The following is a 19305-nucleotide window of genomic DNA, read 5'->3' as shown; positions in this document are numbered from 1 at the left end:
CGAATGAAGGATCAGCCGCCGAGCGCGCCGCGGCTTTTCCACAGCAGCGCGAGAAAGAACGGTGCGCCGAGCAGCGCGGTAAGCACGCCGAGCGGAATTTCGGCGGGCGCGGCGACGGTGCGCGCGGAGAGATCGGCGGCGAGCGTCAGCAGTGCGCCGAGCAAGGCGGCGCCGGGTAGCACCACGCGCTGATCGGGGCCGCACGCGAGGCGCACGCAGTGCGGCGCGACGAGACCGATGAAACCGATGATGCCCGCGCACGATACGAGCGCGCCGACCGCGAGCGCGACCGCGACGAGCACGCGCCGCTTGAGCCGCTGGACGGGCACGCCGAGGTGCAGTGCTTCGGTCTCGCCGAGCTGCAGTGCGTTGAGCGCGTCACGATCGCGCGCGAGCAGCACGCACCCGATCGCGACGCACGGCGCGACGGCCGCCAGCGCGGGCCATTGCGCGCCGCCGAGGCTGCCGAGGCTCCAGAACGTCAGCGAGCGCAGTTGCGCGTCGTCGGCGACGAACGTGAGCAATCCGATGGCCGCCCCCGCCAGCGCGTTGATCGCGATGCCCGCGAGCAGCAGCAGCGGAAGCGCGAGCCGGCCGCGCGACGCGGCGAGCCGGTAGACGAGCGTCGCGACCGCGAGCGCACCCGCGAACGCGGCGACGGGCAGCGCGGCCGCGCTCGCATGCGCGGCGAACAGCGCGGGGCCGAGCACGATCGTCGTCGTCGCACCGAGCGCCGCGCCGCTCGACACGCCGACGAGCCCCGGATCGGCGAGCGGATTGCGGAACAGCGCCTGCATCGCGGCGCCGGCCGCGCCGAAGCCGCCGCCGACCAGCAGCGCGAGCGCGACGCGCGGCGCGCGGATGTCGAGCAGCACCGCGCGTGCTTGTTGCGCGGCCGGGTCGCCGCTCAGTGCGGCCCAGACTTGAGCGAACGGAATGCGATATGCGCCCGCGCACAGCGCGACGACGGACATCGCACACACGAGGGCGGCGAGCGCGGCCAGCGCGAACGGCGCGAAACGACGTGACGCACCGATGCGGGCGGCGCCGGCATGCGCTACGCGCGACTGCGCGGGACAAGGCGACACATGAGCAGGCATCGGACGATCCGGAATCATGCGAGCGCATCCGACAAGCGCCGGTGCAGGGTCGTGACGGCGAGCGGCAGGCGCGGGCCGAAGCCGAGCAGGAACAGCGCATCGAGCGACACGACACGCCGCGCGCGGCCGGCCGGCGTCGCGCCGAAGCCGGGTGCGGCGAGCAGCGCGTCGCGGCCGCCGACTGCCGCAAGTCCTTCATCGGAGATCAGCACGACGTCGGGCGCGGCGACGGCCAGCGCCTCGGTCGTCAGCGGCTTGTAGTGATCGAAGCCGTGCATCGCGTTGCGCGCGCCCGCGTAGCGCAGCATCGCGTCGGCGGCCGTGCGCTGGCCGGCGACGAGCGCCTGGTTGCCGGTATGGTTCAGCACGAACAACACGCGCGGCGGTTGCGCACCGCCCGGCACGCGCGCGGCGACCGCGTCGCGGGCGGCCTGCCAGTCGCGATCGAAGCGCTGCAGCAGCGCGTCGCCCGCGTCGCGCACGTCGAGCGCACGCGCCACGCCCGTGATCTTCGCGCGCACCGAGTCGACGTCGTGCCGCTCGCTGAACGTCGTCACCGCGACACCCGCGCTTTTCACCTGCGCGATCGCGGCGGGCGGGCCGGCCTCCGCCGACGCGAGCAGGAGATCGGGTCGCAGCGACAGCAGCCCCTCGGCCGACAGCGCACGCTGGTAGCCGACCTTCGGCAGGCGTTTCGCGGCGTCCGGGTACGTGCAGGTCGTGTCGGTGCCGACGAGCCGGTAACCGCGAGTGTCCGCGCCGCCGAGCGCGAACGCGGTTTCCGCGAGCGCGCCGCCGATCACGACGACGCGCTTGTGCGCAGCCTGCGCAAGCGCCCGGCCGGGCAGCGCACCCGCAAGCGCGCCGGCGACCGCGCTGGCGAGCACGGCGCGGCGTCGCGGCTGGAACGATTGCGCGCTCACCGCATGTCTCCGCACACTGCAGACGGCAGCGTCGCGACGAGCGCGCGCCAGTCGTCGCGTTCGGCCTGCCCCGGCTTGCGTTCGCCAAACAGCAGCGCGACGTGGTCGCCCTGCCGGTCGAACAACTCGAGCGACGTGACGATGCCGTCGCTCGTCGGCTTCTTCACGACCCACGCGGCGGCGATCAGGTCCTCGCGCACGTGCAGGTTGAAGCCCGGGTCGAGCACGTTGATCCATGCGCCGACCTCGCGAACGTTCGCGACGGGGCCCGTGTGGATCTGGATCATCCCCGCATTGCCGACGAATACCATGATCGGCTGGCCGCTCGCAGCGGCCCGTTCGAGCACGTGACGCAGCGCGCGCGCCGCTTCGACCGGGTATGCGTATCGCGGATCGGCGAGGCGCAGCGCCTGCATGCGGCTCACGCCGAAGCGCTGCGTGATGCCGAAGAACTGGTGCGTGTCGGTCATCTCGTCCCACGCGGCGCGAAAGCCCGCGACGTCGATCTCCGTGTCCGCGCGTTCGGGCGCCTTCGGCACGGCGGGCGCGACGTCGAGCCCCGGCTCCTGCGACGCCGCGCGCCAGCGTTCGACGAACGCGCCGTACGCCGCGCGATCGCTGTGCGCGCGCAGGTAGACCTTGTGGATCGCATGACCTTGCGCGTCGAAGAACTGCAGGCTCTCGAGCGGACCATGCGCGGTTTCGTCGCGCACCGCGAACGCGGACGCCCAGTGGCGATAGAAGATGCGCAGGTCGATGTCGCCGAGCGCGAGGCCGACCGGGCCGTCGTGGCTCATCTGCGCATATGCGCCGTCCTTCTCGTGGACGGCCGTGTCGTTGCGCGTGAGCGCCATCACGCGGCCGAGGCGCGGCATTTCCTCGAACATCGCCGGAAAGCGCGCATCGAGCCGCACCACGTGCTCGCCGACGAACGCGGCGAGCGCCTCGCCTTCGCTGACACCGAGCACCTGCGCGACATCGCGGTTGCGCAGCTGGCGCTCGGTCTTGAGCTTGACGAACGCGTCGCGCAACGCGGCGGGCGCGCGGGTCGGCGCGGCGGGCTGACCGGGAAGGGCGGAATGCATCATGTCGGACTCCTTCGAGTAAGAGTTGGGCAGGAAACGCGCGGCTGCGCGTATCAGAAATCCACTTTCATGCTGACGGCGACCGTGCGTCCGGACGACGTATAGGCATCGAGCACCTGCGAATCGGCCGCGATGCCGCGCACGTCCGACCAGTTCCAGTACTTGCGGTCGAACAGGTTGCGGATGCCGATCGTCGCGCTCACGTGCTTGTTGAAGCGGTAACCGCCGCGCAGGTCGACGACGAACGACGAAGGCGGCGAGAAGCACGTCTTGTTCGAACAGTCGGACTTGTCGATGTCCTTGTCGCGTTTCGCGGCCTGGAACAGCAGGTCCGTCTGCACGAACCAGCGTTCGCCGGGCTCGTAGCGCACGCCGAACACCGCCGAGAACGGATTGACCGTGTTCAGCGGCTGGCTAGCCGCGCCGTCGTTCTGCGTCGAGCCACGGGTGAGCGCCATCGCCGTCTTCAGCGTGATGCCGTTCGGCATCGCCCATTCGGCGCGGCCTTCGAGGCCGTGGATGCGCGCGTCGGCTAAGTTCACGTACTGGAACACGAACGGGTCGGCCGGCCGTCCGCTGCCGGCGATCGTCGTGCGCGAGATGAAGTTGCGGTAGCGGCCCGTGAACGCGGCCGCGCTGTAGCGCACGACGCCGTAGCCGGTGCCGGCCTTGCCGCGCAGGCCGGCTTCGAACGTGTCGCTCGTCTCGGGCTTGAGGTTCGGATTGCCGATCGACGTGTAGCCGTACACGGGGTTCGAGAAGCTGCTGTTGACCTGGTCGGGCGTGGGCGCGCGGAAGCCGTGCGCGTACTGCGCATACGGAACGAGTGCCGGCGTGATCTCGTAGAGCACCGCGACGCGCGGCGACACTTCGTTCGCGCTCGTCGACACCGCGGTGCCGGTAAACAGCGGATCGTTGCGCGTCGGGCTCAGCCGGTACGTGTCGAAGCGCAGCCCCGGCGTGACGAGCAGGCGGCCATAACCGATCCGGTCCTGCACGAACGCGCCGAACAGCGTGTAGTCGGTATCGGGAAACGCCTTGTTCGGGAACGCCTCGCCGACGCCCGGCACCGTGCCGTCGCGCAGGTTCGTCACGCGTGACAGGCTGCCGTCGACGCCGTACAGCAGCTTGTGCGCGAGCGGGCCCGTCGCGAAACCGCTTTCGGCGAACGCGGCGCCGCCGAACGTGCGCTCCTGGTACTGGTTGTCGCGCGAACGCGAAGGCTGCCGGCCGCGCGTCTCGAACGCGTACTGGTCCTGCTTCGCATCCTGGTAGTAGAGCTGCACGTGCGCGGTCTGGAACCAGCGAAATGCATCGTCGCGAAAGTCGTAGTCGACGCTGAAGCGGTTGCGTTCGAGACGGTCGCGGGTCGTGAGGCCGAGCGTGGCCGGCGGGTTGATCGCGGACAGCACGTCGGTGCTCACGCGGCGCTGCACGGTTTCGGCGGTGAACCGGATCGTGTCGCGCGCGGTCGGCGTCAGCACGAGCTTGCCGAGCAGAGACTCCGAATAGACGTCCTGCGGATTCGACGTCGTGCGCAGCGTGCTCGCCGAGTTGTCGGCGCCGCGCGTGTCGATCTCGTGGCCGCGCCGGCCGTCGGCGATGATCATCCCCTGAACGCGGTCGTTGCCGCCCGCGGCCGATACGGTCGCGCCGATGCTGCGGTCGGCCGAATCGTAGCTCGGCCTGAACGAGAAGTAAGCGGGTTTGCCGTAGATCGACAGCAGGTCGCGCGGATCCTTCGTGATGAAGTTCACCGCGCCGGTCAGCCCGTCGCTGCCGTACAGCGCCGACGCCGGACCGCGCAGGATCTCGATGCGCTTGAGCGTGTCGAGGTCCGTGTAGTCGCCGCGGCCGGCTTCGAGCGGCCCGAACGAGAACGCGTTCGGCAGGCGGATGCCGTCTTCCATCAGCAGCACGCGATTGCCTTCGAGGCCGCGGATGTTGATGCTCGAATCGCCGTCGCGGCCGCCGCCGAGCGCGGCGCTGCCGGGGCGGTACGCGGTGCGGCGCACCGTGACGCCCGGCTCGTAGCGCAGCGCGTCCTTGATGTTGGTGGCTTGCTGCTCTTCGAGATCGTCGTCGGTGATCACCGACACGGACGCGGCCGTGCGACTCGCGGCGGTAGCGGTACGGGTGGCCGTGACGGTGACGGCGTCGAGCAGCGCCGCATCGCCGCGCGTAGATGCGGCGGCGGTCAGGGCGGCAGGTGGCGGGTTGGCGCCTTGCGGCGGTGAATCGGCATGAGCCGGCGTGGCGGACAGGCCGAACGCACCGAACAGCGCGGCACAGATCGGCCGCCGCGCCAGTGGATAGCAATGCACAGGTGGTCTCCCATTGACGATGACTAGCCCGAAGGCTGGCTGGGTGACGCGTTCACCTGGCTGGCCCGTTCGCGCGCGGGTGGCGGCGAACGGCGAATTGAAAGGGAATTGATAATTTCGCCAGTGTAAATGAGAATTATTCGCGATACAAGGACGAAAAGCGGCGCATGTGGACGTGCGCCGCCAGCGCGGATCGGGCGAACCGCGCGGGGGCGAAGGTGAGGCAAGCAGGCCCTAGGCCAGCGACTCGATACGAATCAGCAGGTTGCGCGCATGCGCGATGAACGCGTCGTGCGTCGCGCGATCGCCGTAGGCTTCGAAACCGGCCTGTTCGGCGAACGCGAGCTGTTCGGCGTAGAGATCGACGAGTGCGCGGCGTGTGTCGGGCGGCAGCGTGCGGATCGTGGAGACGAGCAGCAGCTCCTGCGCGCGCAGCATGCCGGACAGCGATTGGGCGTTCATGCCGACCTCCTCGAACGATGCGGCGGCGTGCCGCTCATTCAATAGTAGGTGGTCGGCACGCGCAGCGGAAATCAGCCGGCGGCCGTGGCCGTGCGTGCATCGCGCACGACCTGCGCGACGCGCTCAACGAATTCGGCGTCGACGCTCGACAGCGCTTCGCGCTTGCCGTCGGGCATCTCGACCATCAGGCGGTACGTGACGTCCTGCGTGGTCCACGCGAGATAGCCGACGACGGCGAGCATCACGCCGACGACCAGCGCGGCGCTCGATGCGCCGATGCCGCCGGCAATGGCGGCGGCCACGCCGATCAGCGAGATCAGCGACGGCACGAGGCGATTCTTCGGGATCTTGACGACGTCGACGTTGCGGATGTCACGCAGCGGGAAGACCTGCCCGGCGGCCGACAGGCCGTTGCGCGTGACCATCACGCCGCGTTCGTTGAATGCGTTTTCCATCGTGTGTTGCGTGGACGAAAACGCGCAGCGTAGCAGACTTCGTTGCCGCGTCAAACGAGACCGAGTGCCGCACGATGCGTGCGGGTTGGTGGTGCTGCGGACAGCGGCGGGTAACGAAGGGCGTCAGAACTGCAGCCGGCCGTCGCCGTACAGGCGGCCCGGCACATGCGACGCGACGACCTCGGCGATCTCTTCGTCGGTCGATTCGGCCGGCACGATCTGGCGCCGCGCGGGCGCGTCGAGATGCATCGTCCATTCGACGAGCCGGTAAGGGCGCCCCCACGGGCGCTGCATTTCGACCGACACGCGGCAGCTCTGGACCGGCAGCGAATGCTGGCGCGTCAGAATCGCGTGCAGATGGCTGAAAACGGTATCTTCGATCATCTTGGGCTCCGATCCTGTCTTGTGGGCAGTTGATGGCGGTGCCGTAGTGGGTCTCAAAAAAAAAGCCGCCGATGCTCAGGCGGCCAACAGGGGGGGTGAGAGCATCCTCTCAGCCCAGAATTAAGCGAAACTTAAAAGCCCATAAAAAAGCGCCCCGCGGGGAGCGGGGCGCTTCTTGCCGCCGTCATCCGCGAAATGCGCGGACGAGTTAAGCGGATGCTTTAGAACTTGTGGCGGATACCGACACGGGCGGCCAGCTGGTTCGACGAACCGTTGCCCGACGTGCTGAAGTAGCTCGTGCTCGAGCCGATCTGCGCTTGCACGCCGTTGCCCGATGCCTTCTGGTAGACGACCAGGCCGTACACGTCCGTACGCTTGCTCAGCGCGTAGTCGAGGCCCAGGTCGCCCTGGTTCCAGTGCGCCGAGTTGCCGCTTTGCGTTGCGTTCGTGTACGTGTAGCCCGCTGCTGCCGACAGCGCCGGGGTGATCGCATACTTCACGCCTGCTTCATATGCGTTGTAGAACGTGCCCGATGCGCCAGCCGCGATCGGGGTGAACTGCGTGCGCGTCCAGAGCAGCCATGCCGTTGCCGGGCCGAAGATGTAGCGGCCGCCGACGCCGTACGTGCGCAGGTCGCGGATGTTCGTCAGCGCGATGTTCGCGATCGACGTCGAGAATGCCGGCGTCGACTGGCTCGGGAAGCGGATGTCCGTGTATGCGGCGCCGAGTGCGAACGGGCCGTTCGCGTAGTTCAGGCCGAAGCTGTATGCGCGCGACGAGCCGGCCGTCGTCGTGGTGCCCGTCGTCGTCGCCGGTGCGCCTGCGAAGTCGGTCGAGTTCGAGAAGCCGTACAACGCGCCGAACGTGAAGCCGGCGTAGTTCGCGCTCTGGAACTTCACCGAGTTGTTGATGCGGCTCGACGTGAGCTGGTCGATGTCGTTCACGTGGTACGCGTAGTTACCCGCGACCGTGTTGCCGCCGGTCGAGTAGTTCGAACCGAGGATGTCGGTCGAGAACGAGTACTGGCGGCCGAACGTGACCGTGCCGTATTGCGACTGGCTCAGGCCGACGTAGGCTTGACGGCCGAAGATCGCGCCGCCCTGGCCGATCGTGCCGTTGCCGCTGTTGAAGCCGTTTTCGAGCACGAAGATCGCCTTCAGGCCGCCACCGAGGTCTTCGGTGCCGCGCAGGCCCCAACGGCTGCCTTGGGCCACGCCGTCGTCGTACTTGAACAGCTTGCCGCTGCCGCCGTTCGCGGTCTTGCTGTGGTTCACGTAGCTGATACCGGCATCGATGACGCCATACAGGGTCACGCTGCTTTGTGCGTGTGCCGCGCCGGCCGTTGCTGCGAGGATGGCGATGGTCAACAGTTTCTTGTTCAAAGGATTCTCCGAGCGAATAAATGGCGTGTCCAGTTGCGGTTCCGGCGCTCTCTCTGGGCGCTTTCACGGACCGGTCGCAACTTTATCGGCGGGCCACGTAATGAATGTGACAGGCTTTGTCATATGACGAATCTGTGGTGCCGAAGCGACACTGGATTTTGCCCGGTTGAACAGCGGGGAGTTATACCGATTCCGCCTGAGGTTCGATCGAGATCGGGAATATGCACATGAAATAAGCTTGGTTGGTGCCGTTCCGGCCCCGTGCCACGATGCGCGCTTCGACAACCACACGGGACAAGAGGACACCATGCGACGTTCGATCCTGACCGGCCTCGGCGCGCTTGCCGCGGCGCTGGCCTTTGCCGCGCCCGGCGCGCACGCCGACTCCCAGACGCTGAAGATCGGCACGATGAGCGGCCCCGACGCGCAGATCTGGACCGAGGTGACGAAAGTCGCCGCACGCGAAGGCCTCGCGATCAAGGTCATCGAATTCAACGACTACGTGCAGCCGAACGCGGCGCTCGACGCGGGCGACCTCGATGCGAACGGTTTCCAGCACCAGCCGTTTCTCGACAGCCAGATCAAGCAGCGCGGCTACCGGATCGTCAACGTCGGGCTGACCTACACGGCGCCGATGGGTTTCTATTCGAAGAAGCTCAAGTCGCTGAAGGACTTGCCGGCCGGCGCGAAGGTCGGGATCCAGAACGATCCGTCGAACGGCAATCGCGCGCTGCTGCTGCTGCAGAAATACGGCGTGATCAAGCTGAAGCCGGGCGTGGGCACCAACGGCGTGAACGCAACGCCGCTCGACGTCGCCGAGAATCCGAAGAAGATCCGGATCGTCGAGCTCGACGCCGCGCAACTGCCGCGCGCGCTGCCCGACCTCGACGCCGCATCGATCAACACCGACTACGCGGTGAAGGCCGGGCTCACGCCGGTGAAGGATGCGATCGCGATCGAGGACCTGCGCGGCCCGTACGCGAACCTGATCGCGGTGCGCGCGCAGGACAAGGACAAGCCGTGGGTGAAGAAGCTCGTCGCGGCCTATGAATCGGACGACGTGCGCAAGTTCATCGACCAGAAATTCGGCGGTGCGATCGTGCCGGCGTTCTGAACGTCGGCCGTTGCCCGGCCGCGTCGCGCGGCGTTGCACGCGACCGAAAAGCAAATCGCCCGCGCAAGCGGGCGATTTCGTTGGCGCGCCGTGATACGGCGCACGGGCCGGCCGCTCGGGCGGCCGAGGAGCGTTCAGACGCTCACGCCGACAGCAGCGATCCGGTGCGGATCGGCGTCGCGCCGGCGATGCGCGCGACTTCCATGCCGGCAGTCGCGAAGCGCACGACCTGACGCGCGTACAGCACACCCGACACGCTGCTCTTCAGCGTGATCACGCGATCGGTCAGCGGATCGACGATGTCGGCCACTTCCTGGCCCGCCTCGATCCACGCGCCGACCGGCGTGCGGAACACGATCACGCCCGACACCGGCGCGACGAGCGGATCGGTGCCCGCGAGCGGCGTGGCCGGATACGCGAGCGGCGGCAGCGGCGCGGGCGTGCCGTCGATCACGCCGCGTTCGGTCAGGTATTCGACGATCGCCTGGGAATCCTTTTCCGCGAGTTCATAGGACACGTCGCGCTCGCTGCGCAGTTCGACCGTGACGGAAATCGCGCCGTTCGGGATCGGGAAGCGCTCGCCGAAACGGCCGCGCAGATCCGACCAGCAGAAGCTGTGGATCTCGTCGAACGGATTGCCGACCGAATTCAGCGCGAGCAGCGACGCCTGCGAGTCCAGATAGCGCGCCAGCGGCTCGACGTCTTCCCACAGATCGGGGTTCGTATACAGATGCATCACAGCGTCGTTGTCGCAATGCAGGTCGAGCACGATGTCGGCGTCGAACGACAGCTTCTGCAGCGCGAGGCGCTGTGATTCGAGTTCGGTGCGCGGCTTCTGCTCGTCGAGCGCCTCGCGCATCGCGGTGCGTACCGCCACGAGGTTGCGCTGCGCGTCGTTCGTCAGCCGGCCTTCGATGCGCGGCAGCACGAGCGCGGCGAGATCGTGGAAATTACGGTTGAAGTTCTGCATCGAGCCGAGCTCGAAGCGGCCGAGGTGATCGCCGAACACATGCTGCGACAGGCCGATCGGGTTCGGCACGGGCACGATGACGATCTCGCCGCGCAGCTTGCCGGCCGTCTCCAGCGCGGCGATCTTGCGGCGCAGCAGCGCGGCGACCAGCATGCCGGGCAGTTCGTCCGCGTGCAGCGACGACTGGATGTAGACCTTCTTCCCGCCGCGCGGGCCGTAGTGGAAGCTCGTGATCTGACGTTCGGTACCGACGGCGGGGGAAATCAGCGGATGGGTCTGCGTTTGCATGATGAGGGGAGGGCGGCGCAGCCGCGAGTGATCCGGTATGCGTGGAAGATCGATTGTACGTTGCCTTGCGCGAACCTATCAAACCACGCGCCGGGCAAGCCGATTTCCTTTATGAATCATCGGGTTGTTGCATAAAAAATAACGTTGCCGCGGCCCTGCGTTCAGACGTGTCGCGCAGGCGTCCGGCGCGCGCGGCGCAAAAAAAACGGGCTCCTTGCGGAGCCCGTCTGCGCGGATGCGAAGCGCGCCGTTGCGCGGTGTTACTTGCCGTACACGTCGAAATCGAAGTACTTCTTCGCGATCTTGTCGTACGTGCCGTCCTTGCGCATGCCGGCGATCGCGCTGTCGATCTTCGCCTTCAGGTCGGTGTCTTCCTTGCGCAGGCCGATGCCGGCGCCGTTGCCGAGCGTCTTCGGATCGTCGATGTCCTTGCCGGCGAAATCGAAGTTCGCGCCGCGCGGCGTCTTCAGGAAGCCGATTTCAGCCTGCACCGCGTCCTGCAGCGCGCCGTCCAGACGGCCGGAAATCAGGTCGGCATAGACCTGGTCCTGGTTCTGGTAAGGCACGACGTTCACGCCCTTCGGCGCCCAGTACGTCTTCGCGTAGGTTTCCTGGATCGTGCCCTGCTCGACGCCGACCGACTTGCCCTTCAGCGATTCGGCCGTCGGCATCAGGCCGGCACCCTTCTTCGCGACGAGGCGCGTCGGCGTGTTGAACAGCTTCGACGAGAACGCGATCTGTTCCTGACGCGCCGGCGTCATCGACATCGACGACAGGACGCCGTCGAACTTGCGTGCCTTCAGCGCCGGGATCATCCCGTCGAAGTCGTTTTCGATCCACACGCACTTCGCGTTCATGCGGCGGCAGATTTCGTTGCCGAGATCGACGTCGAACCCGACCACCTTGCCGTCGGCGCCTTTCGATTCGAAAGGCGGGTAGCTTGCGTCGACGCCGAAGCGCACGGTCGTCCAGTCCTTCGCGTATGCAGTGCCGGCCGATACGGCGAGCAGGGCTACGGTCACAGCCGCAAGAATCTTTTTCACTCGGTGACTCCTCGTTTTGTTCGATGGGTGCGCGGTTGTGCCGCGCCGTAAGCCTTCGGCCCGGCGCGGCTTCGCGTCGGACTGTCCGTTTCGCTGCCCGATGCGGGCGCGCGACGTGCGCAAGATTATCAAGACAAAATACCGGGAGGGCGCCTAGGACATGCCCCGATACCGGACCCGACGGCCGTGCGCGCGGCGCGCGACCGTTTCAGACGAAGGAACGATTCAGCCGAGCGTTTCGTTGACCGCGCGCTGCAGGCAGGTGACGAATTGCGAGACGGCCGGCGTCGGCAGCAGGTCGCGGCGCGCGATGATCGACAGGTCGAAGCGCGGCATGCTTTCGTCGAGCCCGGCCGTGCGAATCCCGAGCGGCGCCACCATCGCGGCCAGCGGGCGCGTGAAGCAGCCGATCACGTCGGAGCGCGCGACGAGCCCGAGCGTCACCGCGAACGACATCGGCGAGCGCAGCAGGCGCTTCGGCAGCGGCAGCCCGCGTGCCTCGAACATGCCGACCATCACGCTGTGCGGGAATTGCTCGGCACCGACCGTGACGATCCACTCGGCATCGAGCAATTCCTCTAACCGCCGCGCGTGCGCCAGCGGGTGGCCTTCGCGCATCACGACGGTGAACTCGGTCGACAGCAGCGGCACCTGCGTGAAATCGCGATCGAGGGCCGGCACATGGTGCATCGCAGCGATGTCGAGCGTGCCGTTGCGCAGTTGCGCGAGCGCGTCGGGCACCGTCACTTCCTCCAGATGCAGGCTGACGTTCGGCATCGACTGGCGGAAGGCGGTGACCGCGTGCGGCAGCGCGGTCAGCGCGATCGACGGCATCGTGCCGACCGCGACGCGCCCCGACATTTCCCCTTTCACCTGCTCGACGGCCTCGACGGTGCGGCGCATGTCGCCGAGCAGTTGCTCGGCGCGCGGCAGCAGCGCATGGCCGCACGCGGTCAGCTCGACGCCGCGCACGCTGCGCGCGAGCAGTTCGGCGTTCAGTGCCGTCTCGAGTTCGCGGATCGTATGCGTGATCGCCGGTTGCGTGACGCCGAGCTCGCGCGCGGCGGCGCGCAGGCTCTTGTGATGCGCGGCGGAGACGAATGCCTGGAGCTGCGCGATGTTCAGCTGGGTTCGGATGCGGGTCATCGATCGGTTCGGATCTGGCGGCGGGCCGGGGCGCCGGCGCGAAGATCGATAGGGTAGCGCGCCGCGACGGCGAACGCCGGATGGAACGAAAACCGCGCGGCGCGGGATGGCATTCTTTCGCCGCGACCGAGGGAGGACCGATCGGGATTGCAGATGACGGTGTGCGCGGCGCTACGACGTACCGCATCGCAATGCGCCGGGCGTGTCAGGCAAGCGCCAGTTCGACGGCCGCGAGCGTGCGGCGGCGGATCCAGCCGCTCGCGAGCCGGATCGCGAGCCAGTACGGCAGAAACAGCAGCCGCGTGCGCGTGTCGGGACAGTGCACGAAGGTTTCGGTGCGCAGCAGCCGCGTGCCCGACGACAGTCCGACGACCTCGAAGCGCAGCACCAGTTTCGCGTCGCGCGGATCGTCGTGCCGGACGAAGGCCGCGGCGTCGGCGATCGTCCGCACGTCGGGCGTCGGGCGCCAGAAGCGTCCGATGAGGCCGAGCGACAGCGACGTGTCGTCGCGATGCAGCAGCGTGAACGTATGGAAGCCGAAGCGTTCGCGCGCGCCTTCGGCTTCGCGATTGCCCAGCACGCGTGCGATGGCCGCCGGTGCTTCACGCATGGTGAGCAGCGCGTCGATGACCGGATCGGCGCGCATGTCGAGCGCGGCCACGGCGTCGATGATGCGCGACGGCGGCGCATCGATCGGCTGCGACTCATGAACTTCGACGAAGCCGAATGACGGGATGAACGGCGGCTTGTGCGCCGCGGTCCGCGTGTCTGATTCAGAGACGATGCCGAACGGATTCATGCGCGCTCCGGAGGACAAAGCACGATCGTAGCACTGCATGCGCAACAGCGATGCGCCGCGCCGGCCATCGCGCGTGCGTGCGCGCCGCAACGCCGCCAGCACCGACAAAAAAGGCCCGGAAACATGCGTTTCCAGGCCGGGAAGCCATCGACGACGATGGTGGAGGAGACGGATGTCGTCCCGATGCGCGCCGCCCTTCTGCCGGCGACGTCGCGCATGATCCGCGGTCAGATCGCCCAGCCGCCGAGATAGAACGTGACGAGCACGGCGGCGATGAGCACGGTGCCGACGTTGAGCTTGCGGAATTCGCCGCTGGCGATGCGGCCGATCACGAGCGTCGAGAAGCCGAGCATGATGCCGGTCACGATGTTCGCGGTCAGCACGATGAACACCGCGCACACGAGGCCCGACATCGCATCGACCATGTCGTCCATGTGCAGCTTGCTCACGCTGCCGAGCATCAGCAGGCCGACGTACATCAGCGCGGGGGCCGTTGCGTACGACGGCACGAGGCCCGCGAGCGGCGAGAAGAACATCACGACCAGGAACAGCACGCCGACCACCGCCGCCGCGAGGCCCGTCTTCGCACCGGCCGCCACGCCGACGCTCGATTCGATGTAGGCCGCCGCCGGCGCGCCGCCGAGGAAGCCGGAGAAGATCGAGCTGACCGAATCGGCGGTCAGTGCGCGGCCGCCGTTGATGATGCGGCCGTTTTCATCGAGCTGGCCCGCCTGGCCTGCGACCGCGCGGATCGTGCCGGTCGCGTCGAACACGGCGGTCATCACGAGCGCGAGCACGCTCGGCAGCACGGCCATCGACAGCGCGCCCTTGATGTCCATCGCGCCGATCAGCGATGCGTGGCCCGGTGCGCTCAGCGACGGCAGCGCGAAGATGCCGCGATACTTCACCGCCGGATCGAACGCGAGGCCGATCAGCGAGATCGCGACCACGACGAGCAGGATGCCGCCGGGCACGCGACGCTTCTCGAGCCCGAAGATCGCCGCGAGGCCGACGACCGACATGATCACCGGGAACGCGGTGATCTGGCCGAGCGAGACCGGCAGGCCGGCGCCTGGATTCTTGATCACCAGGCCGACGTCGTTCGACGCGATCAGCAGCAGGAACAGGCCGATGCCGATCCCGGTGCCGTGCGCGACGCCCGCGGGCAGATTGCGCAGGATCCACGAACGCACGCCGGTGACCGAGATGCCCGTGAACACGAGGCCCATCAGGAATACGGCGCCGAGCGCGACGCTCGGATGCAGACCCTTGCCGAGCACGAGGCCGAACGCGGTGAACGCGGTCAGCGAGATCGCGCAGCCGATCGCGATCGGCAGCTTCGCCCACAGGCCCATCAGCAGCGAGCCGAACGCGGTGGTGAGACAGACCGCGACGAATACCGCGCTCGTGTCGAAGCCGGCCTTGCCGAACATGCCGGGCACGACGAACACGGAATAGACCATCGCGAGGAAAGTGGTCACGCCCGCGACGATTTCGCGACGCTGCGTGCTGCCGCGCGACGAAATGCCGAAGTACCGGTCGATGACTCCCTTGGTGCCGAAGTCCGTTTCTTCCGCGCCGACGCCGACCGTCGGCTGCACCGGGGTATCACTCATGAGCTTGCTCCTTTATCAGCATGCTGAAACGGCCTGTGGCAGGCCGTCGTCAGGGTGTCTCGTATCTGGTTGAAATTATCGGCAGCGTCGTGGGGACGCATCGCGCGCGATTCGTGTGGTCGTCCGCGTGTCGAAGGGCGCGCGAGTGTCGCGTCGTACGACGCGTGGTGCGGTCGACCCCGTCACGTGTGCTTTGCCGTAGCGAAGGTTAGGCGAACGGCTCATCACGTCCCATTGGAGGAAGAGCATGCAGCGCATGTCGCAGCGCTTATATCGGCGTGCAACGGGGCTTCGTCGTCGCGGAACGCGTGTATACGCCTAGTTCGAATCCGTTAAGGCGATTATTTGAACGCAGGATCGGCGGGCCGGGCGGCAGCGGGTGCCGCATCGGGTATTACGAATGTCTTTCAGCAAGGCGGCGCAGGCGCATGAACGCCGCCGCGCAGCCGTGCGTCGTCGCCGTCGCCGTCGCGGCATCAGCGGTGTGCGAGCTGCGCGAGATACGCGCAGAACATGTCGGCCATCGCGGCCGAATACGCGTCGATTTCCGCCGCCGTGCGTTCGGTTTCCGAAAACGCCTTGCCGGCATGCATGAGCGTGCTCGTGACCAGCTCGCACGCGAGCGCGCGCGTGGCATCCGGCACGTCGGGCAGCGCGTCGCGCATGAATGCGCTGAAGATGCGGTTGCCGGCCGCCTTCACTTCCTGTGCCTCGGGTGTATCGCGATAGAGCGGCGCGGCGTCGTCGAGCGCGATGCGCATCCGCGCCTCGTCGCATTCCGAGCGGATGAACGCGTGGACGGCCGCGCGCAGCCGCTCGGGCGGCGTCTTGCCCGGATCTTCCAGCATCCCGCGCAGCATCGCGGACGTCTGCCGCCACTCGTCGTGCTGCAGCCGGAACAGCACGGCCGCCTTGTTCGGGAAGTACTGATACAGCGAACCGACGCTCACGCCGGCGCGCTCGGCGACGCGCGCCATCGTGAAGCGCTGCGCGCCTTCGGTCGCCAGAACCTGAATAGCGGCCTCGAGCACGTCGTCGACGAGCCGGGTCGAGCGGGCTTGCCGAGGCAGTCTGCGCGAGGCGATCGGGGCGTTGCGGCGGTCGGTCATGACGGGTCTGCCAATGCGAATAGTAAAACGTGAATGGTTCGTCATATTCTAGTCGGGCGCTCTGACGCACTCAACCTGACACCGGAGATTCGCATGACCACCCTGATTCACGACCCGCTGGCGTCGCTGCTCGCGCGCCTGTTCGACGAAGCCGACGCATCGTCGCCCGCGTCGAGCCCGGACTTCGCCGACCTGTCGCACGACGAGCACGCGCGGCTGATGGGCAGCAAGACCGATTACGCCGATTTCTATGCACGCCTGAAAGATTATCCGCTCGCGGTGTCGCGCGAGACGGGCACGCTGCTGTACATGCTCGCGCGCGGCTGCGGCGCACGCGCGATCGTCGAGTTCGGGACGTCGTTCGGCATCTCGACGCTGCACCTCGCGGCCGCGCTGCGCGACAACGGCGGTGGCCGGGTGATCACGAGCGAGTTCGAGGCGTCGAAGGTCGCTCGGGCGCGCGCGAACCTGACGGCGGCCGGGCTGGCCGATCTGATGGAGATTCGTGAAGGCGATGCGTTGCGCACGTTGGCAAGCGATCTGCCGGACACGGTCGATCTCCTGCTGCTCGACGGCGCGAAGGCGCTGTATCCCGAGATCCTCGCGCGGGTCGAGCCGCGGTTGCGGCCCGGCGCGTTCGTCGTTGCCGACAACGCGGAATACAGCCCGGACTACCTCGATTACGTCCGCGCGCCGCGCAACGGCTACCTGTCGGTGCCGTTCGGCGGCGATGTCGAGCTGTCGATGCGGATCCGCTGAACGCGAAGCGTGCCGGCGGCCCGAGCATCGCGCCGCGGTCGATGCGCGGGCATTGCCGGCGCTGGCGTCCGGCATGTGCCGATACGGACGCCTGACGGCGCGGTGCCGACACCGGAACGCGACACGGGCGCAATGCTCGTCTTGCCCGGCCTCGGGACGTCACGCCGCGGCTTGCGCAAGCGTCGGATAGTCGATGAGGCCGCGTGCGCCGCCGCCGAACAGCGTGTTGCGGTCGTGCGGCGCGAGCGCGGCGCCGGTGCGCAGGCGCTCGGGCAGGTCGGGATTCGCGACGAACGGCCGGCCGAACGCGATGAGGTCGGCCCAGCCTGCGGCGATCGCGTCGCGCGCGCGCTCGGCCGTGTACGCGCCGGCGTAGATCATCACGCCCGGGAACGCGGCACGCAGCTGCTGCTTGAATTCGACCGGCATCAGCGGCGCGTCGTCCCAGTCGGCTTCCGCGATGTGCAGGTAGCCGACACCAAGTTCGCCGAGCAGCTTCGCGGCGGCGAGGTAGGTCGTCTCGGGATCGTCGTCGACGCAGCCGTTCAGCGTGGTCAGCGGTGCGAGCCGGATGCCGACGCGCGACGCGTCGCCGGTGCCTTCGATCAGCGCCTGCGTGACTTCGCGCAGGAAGCGCAGCCGGTTCTCGAGCGAGCCGCCGTACGCGTCGGTGCGCGTGTTCGCGTTCGAGTCGATGAACTGGTTCACGAGATAACCGTTCGCGCCGTGCAGCTCGACGCCGTCGAAGCCGGCTTCGATCGCGTTGCGCGCGGCGGCGCGGTATTGATCGACGGTCTCGCGGATTTCGTCGACGGATAACGCGCGCGGCTCCGAGGCCTGCACGAAACCCGGCGTGCTGCCGTCTTCGCCGGCGATGAACACGTTCACGCCCCTCGCCTGCAGCGGCGACGACGACACCGGTTGCCGGCCGCCGAGCAGGCTCGTGTGGCTCAGCCGGCCGACGTGCCAGAGCTGCGCGAAGATGCGGCCGTGCGCGGCGTGGACGGCGTCGGTCACCTTGCGCCAGCCGGCGATCTGCGACGGCGTGTGGATGCCGGGCGTCCATGCGTAGCCCTTGCCGAGCGGCGCGATGTACGTGCCTTCGCTGACGATCAGGCCGGCACTTGCGCGCTGCGCGTAATACGCGGCCATCAGTTCATTGGCTTCGTCGCCGGGCTGGCTGGCGCGCGAACGCGTCATCGGCGGCATCACGATTCGGTTCGGCAGCGTCAGTGTGCCGAATTGCAGCGGCTGGAAAAGCGGGTCATGGTTCATCACGGGTTCCTTTCGGTGCCGCGGCCGGCTGGCCGCGGATGAGTCGATCGAGGTGTCGCGCAACCGGCGCTTAGTCCCACTTCGGCGCGAGGCCGGCCGGGTCGACTTCGCGGCCGTTGCGCTCGAGCGCGGCGATCTGCGCCATGTCTTCGTCGGTCAGGCGCAGCGTCCGCGCGAGCAGGTTGCTCGCGAGGTTTTCGCGCTTCGTCGACGACGGAATCACCGAGTAGCCGAGCTGCAGCGCCCAGGCCAGCGCGACCTGCGCGGGCGTCGCATCGTGACGTTGCGCGATCGCGCCGATCACCGGGTCGCCGAGCACCTTGCCGTATGCGAGCGTCATGTACGACGTCACGTGGATGCCTTCGCCGTTCAGGAACTCGACCAGCTTGTGGTTCTGCAGATACGGGCTCAGTTCGATCTGGTTCGTCGCGATCGCATCCTTGCCGACCACCGCGATCGCTTCCTTCGTCAGTTCGATGTTGAAGTTCGAGATGCCGATCTGGCGCGTGAGGCCCTTCGCCTTCGCGTCGGCGAGCGCGGTCATGAACGCGTCGATCGACACGCCGTTGTCCGGAGCCGGCCAGTGGATCAGCGTCAGGTCGACGTAGTCCGTGCGCAGCTTGCGCAGGCTTTCCTCGAGGCTCGCGGCCAGCTTGGCCGGCGCGTAGTTGTCGACCCAGATCTTCGTCGTGAGGAACAGGTCCTCCCGGCGCACGCGCGATGCGGCGATCGCTTCGCCGATTTCGGCTTCGTTGCCGTAGATCTGCGCTGTGTCGATCGCGCGGTAGCCGAGTTCGAGGCCGTTGCGGACCGAGTCGATGACGACCTGGCCTTGCAGGCGGAAGGTGCCGAGGCCGAATGCGGGAATGTTGTTCATCGTGTATTCCTGAAAGAGGCAGTTGCGTCATGGACCATTCTGGCGCTCGGGACTGGTGAGATAAACGCCTTCAGAGGTCAAAAATATTTGATTTGAAATCAAAGGTCGGCGCGAGCTTGCTCCGGCGCGTGCGTCCTGCCATCGCGGGGCGCGCATGCGCGGGCCGTTCTCGTGTAGCGCGCAACGCGAGATGA

At 67.7% G+C, this 19305-nt stretch carries 18 protein-coding genes; 2 read left to right on the top strand and 16 right to left on the bottom strand.

Annotated elements, in window-relative coordinates:
- Positions 1-11: 11 nt before the first annotated feature.
- The 8 genes from WS51_RS09905 to WS51_RS09870 form a co-directional block, all read right to left on the bottom strand.
- Entirely contained in the window at positions 12-1100 is a 1089-nt protein-coding gene (locus WS51_RS09905) for a FecCD family ABC transporter permease (protein ID WP_069229031.1), read from the bottom strand.
- A 14-nt stretch (positions 1101-1114) separates the two neighbouring features.
- Positions 1115-2023 (bottom strand): heme/hemin ABC transporter substrate-binding protein, encoded by a 909-nt coding sequence (locus WS51_RS09900; RefSeq protein ID WP_069229030.1) that lies wholly within the window; start codon positions 2021-2023, stop codon positions 1115-1117.
- Complete coding sequence (locus WS51_RS09895) at positions 2020-3111, bottom strand: hemin-degrading factor (protein WP_069229029.1); 1092 nt, start codon at positions 3109-3111, stop codon at positions 2020-2022. The genes WS51_RS09900 and WS51_RS09895 overlap by 4 nt, the downstream gene beginning before the upstream one ends.
- Before the next feature lie 50 nt (positions 3112-3161).
- Positions 3162-5432 carry a TonB-dependent hemoglobin/transferrin/lactoferrin family receptor gene (locus tag WS51_RS09890; protein ID WP_069229028.1) on the bottom strand — a complete coding sequence of 757 codons (2271 nt, stop codon included), beginning with the start codon at positions 5430-5432 and terminating at the stop codon, positions 3162-3164.
- A gap of 234 nt (positions 5433-5666) precedes the next feature.
- Positions 5667-5894 carry a hypothetical protein gene (locus WS51_RS09885; RefSeq protein ID WP_059449097.1) on the bottom strand — a complete coding sequence of 76 codons (228 nt, stop codon included), beginning with the start codon at positions 5892-5894 and terminating at the stop codon, positions 5667-5669.
- 71 nt (positions 5895-5965) lie between these two features.
- Complete coding sequence (locus WS51_RS09880) at positions 5966-6349, bottom strand: DUF6232 family protein (RefSeq protein WP_059501533.1); 384 nt, start codon at positions 6347-6349, stop codon at positions 5966-5968.
- A 123-nt stretch (positions 6350-6472) separates the two neighbouring features.
- On the bottom strand, positions 6473-6733 hold the full coding sequence (locus WS51_RS09875) for a DUF2866 domain-containing protein (protein WP_059448988.1): 261 nt from the start codon (positions 6731-6733) through the stop codon (positions 6473-6475).
- Positions 6734-6954: 221 nt separating this feature from the next.
- The gene (locus tag WS51_RS09870) at positions 6955-8115 is read right to left on the bottom strand and encodes a porin (RefSeq protein ID WP_059448989.1); all 1161 of its coding nucleotides are present in this window, start codon (positions 8113-8115) and stop codon (positions 6955-6957) included.
- 307 nt (positions 8116-8422) lie between these two features.
- On the opposite strand from WS51_RS09870, the gene WS51_RS09865 reads away from it, so the two are divergent.
- Positions 8423-9229: a MetQ/NlpA family ABC transporter substrate-binding protein gene (locus WS51_RS09865; RefSeq protein ID WP_059448990.1), complete on the top strand. Its 807-nt coding sequence runs from the start codon at positions 8423-8425 to the stop codon at positions 9227-9229.
- A 142-nt stretch (positions 9230-9371) separates the two neighbouring features.
- Here WS51_RS09865 and WS51_RS09860 read toward each other — a convergent pair whose 3' ends face one another.
- The 6 genes from WS51_RS09860 to WS51_RS09835 all read right to left on the bottom strand — a co-directional run bounded on the left by WS51_RS09860 (position 9372) and on the right by WS51_RS09835 (position 16245).
- A complete protein-coding gene (locus WS51_RS09860; protein WP_059448991.1) occupies positions 9372-10487 on the bottom strand; it encodes a succinylglutamate desuccinylase/aspartoacylase family protein in 1116 nt (371 codons plus the stop codon).
- Between the two features lie 260 nt (positions 10488-10747).
- A complete protein-coding gene (locus tag WS51_RS09855; RefSeq protein ID WP_059448992.1) occupies positions 10748-11530 on the bottom strand; it encodes an ABC transporter substrate-binding protein in 783 nt (260 codons plus the stop codon).
- Positions 11531-11755: 225 nt separating this feature from the next.
- Positions 11756-12676, bottom strand: coding sequence for a LysR substrate-binding domain-containing protein (locus tag WS51_RS09850; RefSeq protein ID WP_060023837.1), 921 nt, complete (start codon positions 12674-12676; stop codon positions 11756-11758).
- Between the two features lie 205 nt (positions 12677-12881).
- Positions 12882-13475 carry a hypothetical protein gene (locus WS51_RS09845; RefSeq protein ID WP_059449098.1) on the bottom strand — a complete coding sequence of 198 codons (594 nt, stop codon included), beginning with the start codon at positions 13473-13475 and terminating at the stop codon, positions 12882-12884.
- 227 nt (positions 13476-13702) lie between these two features.
- Entirely contained in the window at positions 13703-15091 is a 1389-nt protein-coding gene (locus WS51_RS09840) for an NCS2 family permease (protein ID WP_059448994.1), read from the bottom strand.
- Positions 15092-15567: 476 nt separating this feature from the next.
- Complete coding sequence (locus WS51_RS09835; RefSeq protein WP_059794717.1) at positions 15568-16245, bottom strand: TetR/AcrR family transcriptional regulator; 678 nt, start codon at positions 16243-16245, stop codon at positions 15568-15570.
- A gap of 48 nt (positions 16246-16293) precedes the next feature.
- Between WS51_RS09835 and WS51_RS09830 the strand changes: the two genes are divergently transcribed.
- The gene (locus tag WS51_RS09830; protein ID WP_069229027.1) at positions 16294-16959 is read left to right on the top strand and encodes an O-methyltransferase; all 666 of its coding nucleotides are present in this window, start codon (positions 16294-16296) and stop codon (positions 16957-16959) included.
- A gap of 159 nt (positions 16960-17118) precedes the next feature.
- Here the strand turns inward: WS51_RS09830 and WS51_RS09825 are convergent, their stop codons facing one another.
- The gene (locus WS51_RS09825) at positions 17119-18234 is read right to left on the bottom strand and encodes an alkene reductase (RefSeq protein WP_069229180.1); all 1116 of its coding nucleotides are present in this window, start codon (positions 18232-18234) and stop codon (positions 17119-17121) included.
- Between the two features lie 70 nt (positions 18235-18304).
- Positions 18305-19111 carry a 2,5-didehydrogluconate reductase DkgB gene (gene dkgB / locus WS51_RS09820; protein WP_069229026.1) on the bottom strand — a complete coding sequence of 269 codons (807 nt, stop codon included), beginning with the start codon at positions 19109-19111 and terminating at the stop codon, positions 18305-18307.
- Positions 19112-19305: the final 194 nt, after the last annotated feature.

Source organism: Burkholderia territorii (genome assembly GCF_001718335.1).
Lineage (GTDB): Bacteria > Pseudomonadota > Gammaproteobacteria > Burkholderiales > Burkholderiaceae > Burkholderia > Burkholderia territorii.
The sequence above is the reverse complement of the archived record's forward strand: the minus strand, read 5'-3'. Positions and strand labels throughout refer to the sequence as shown.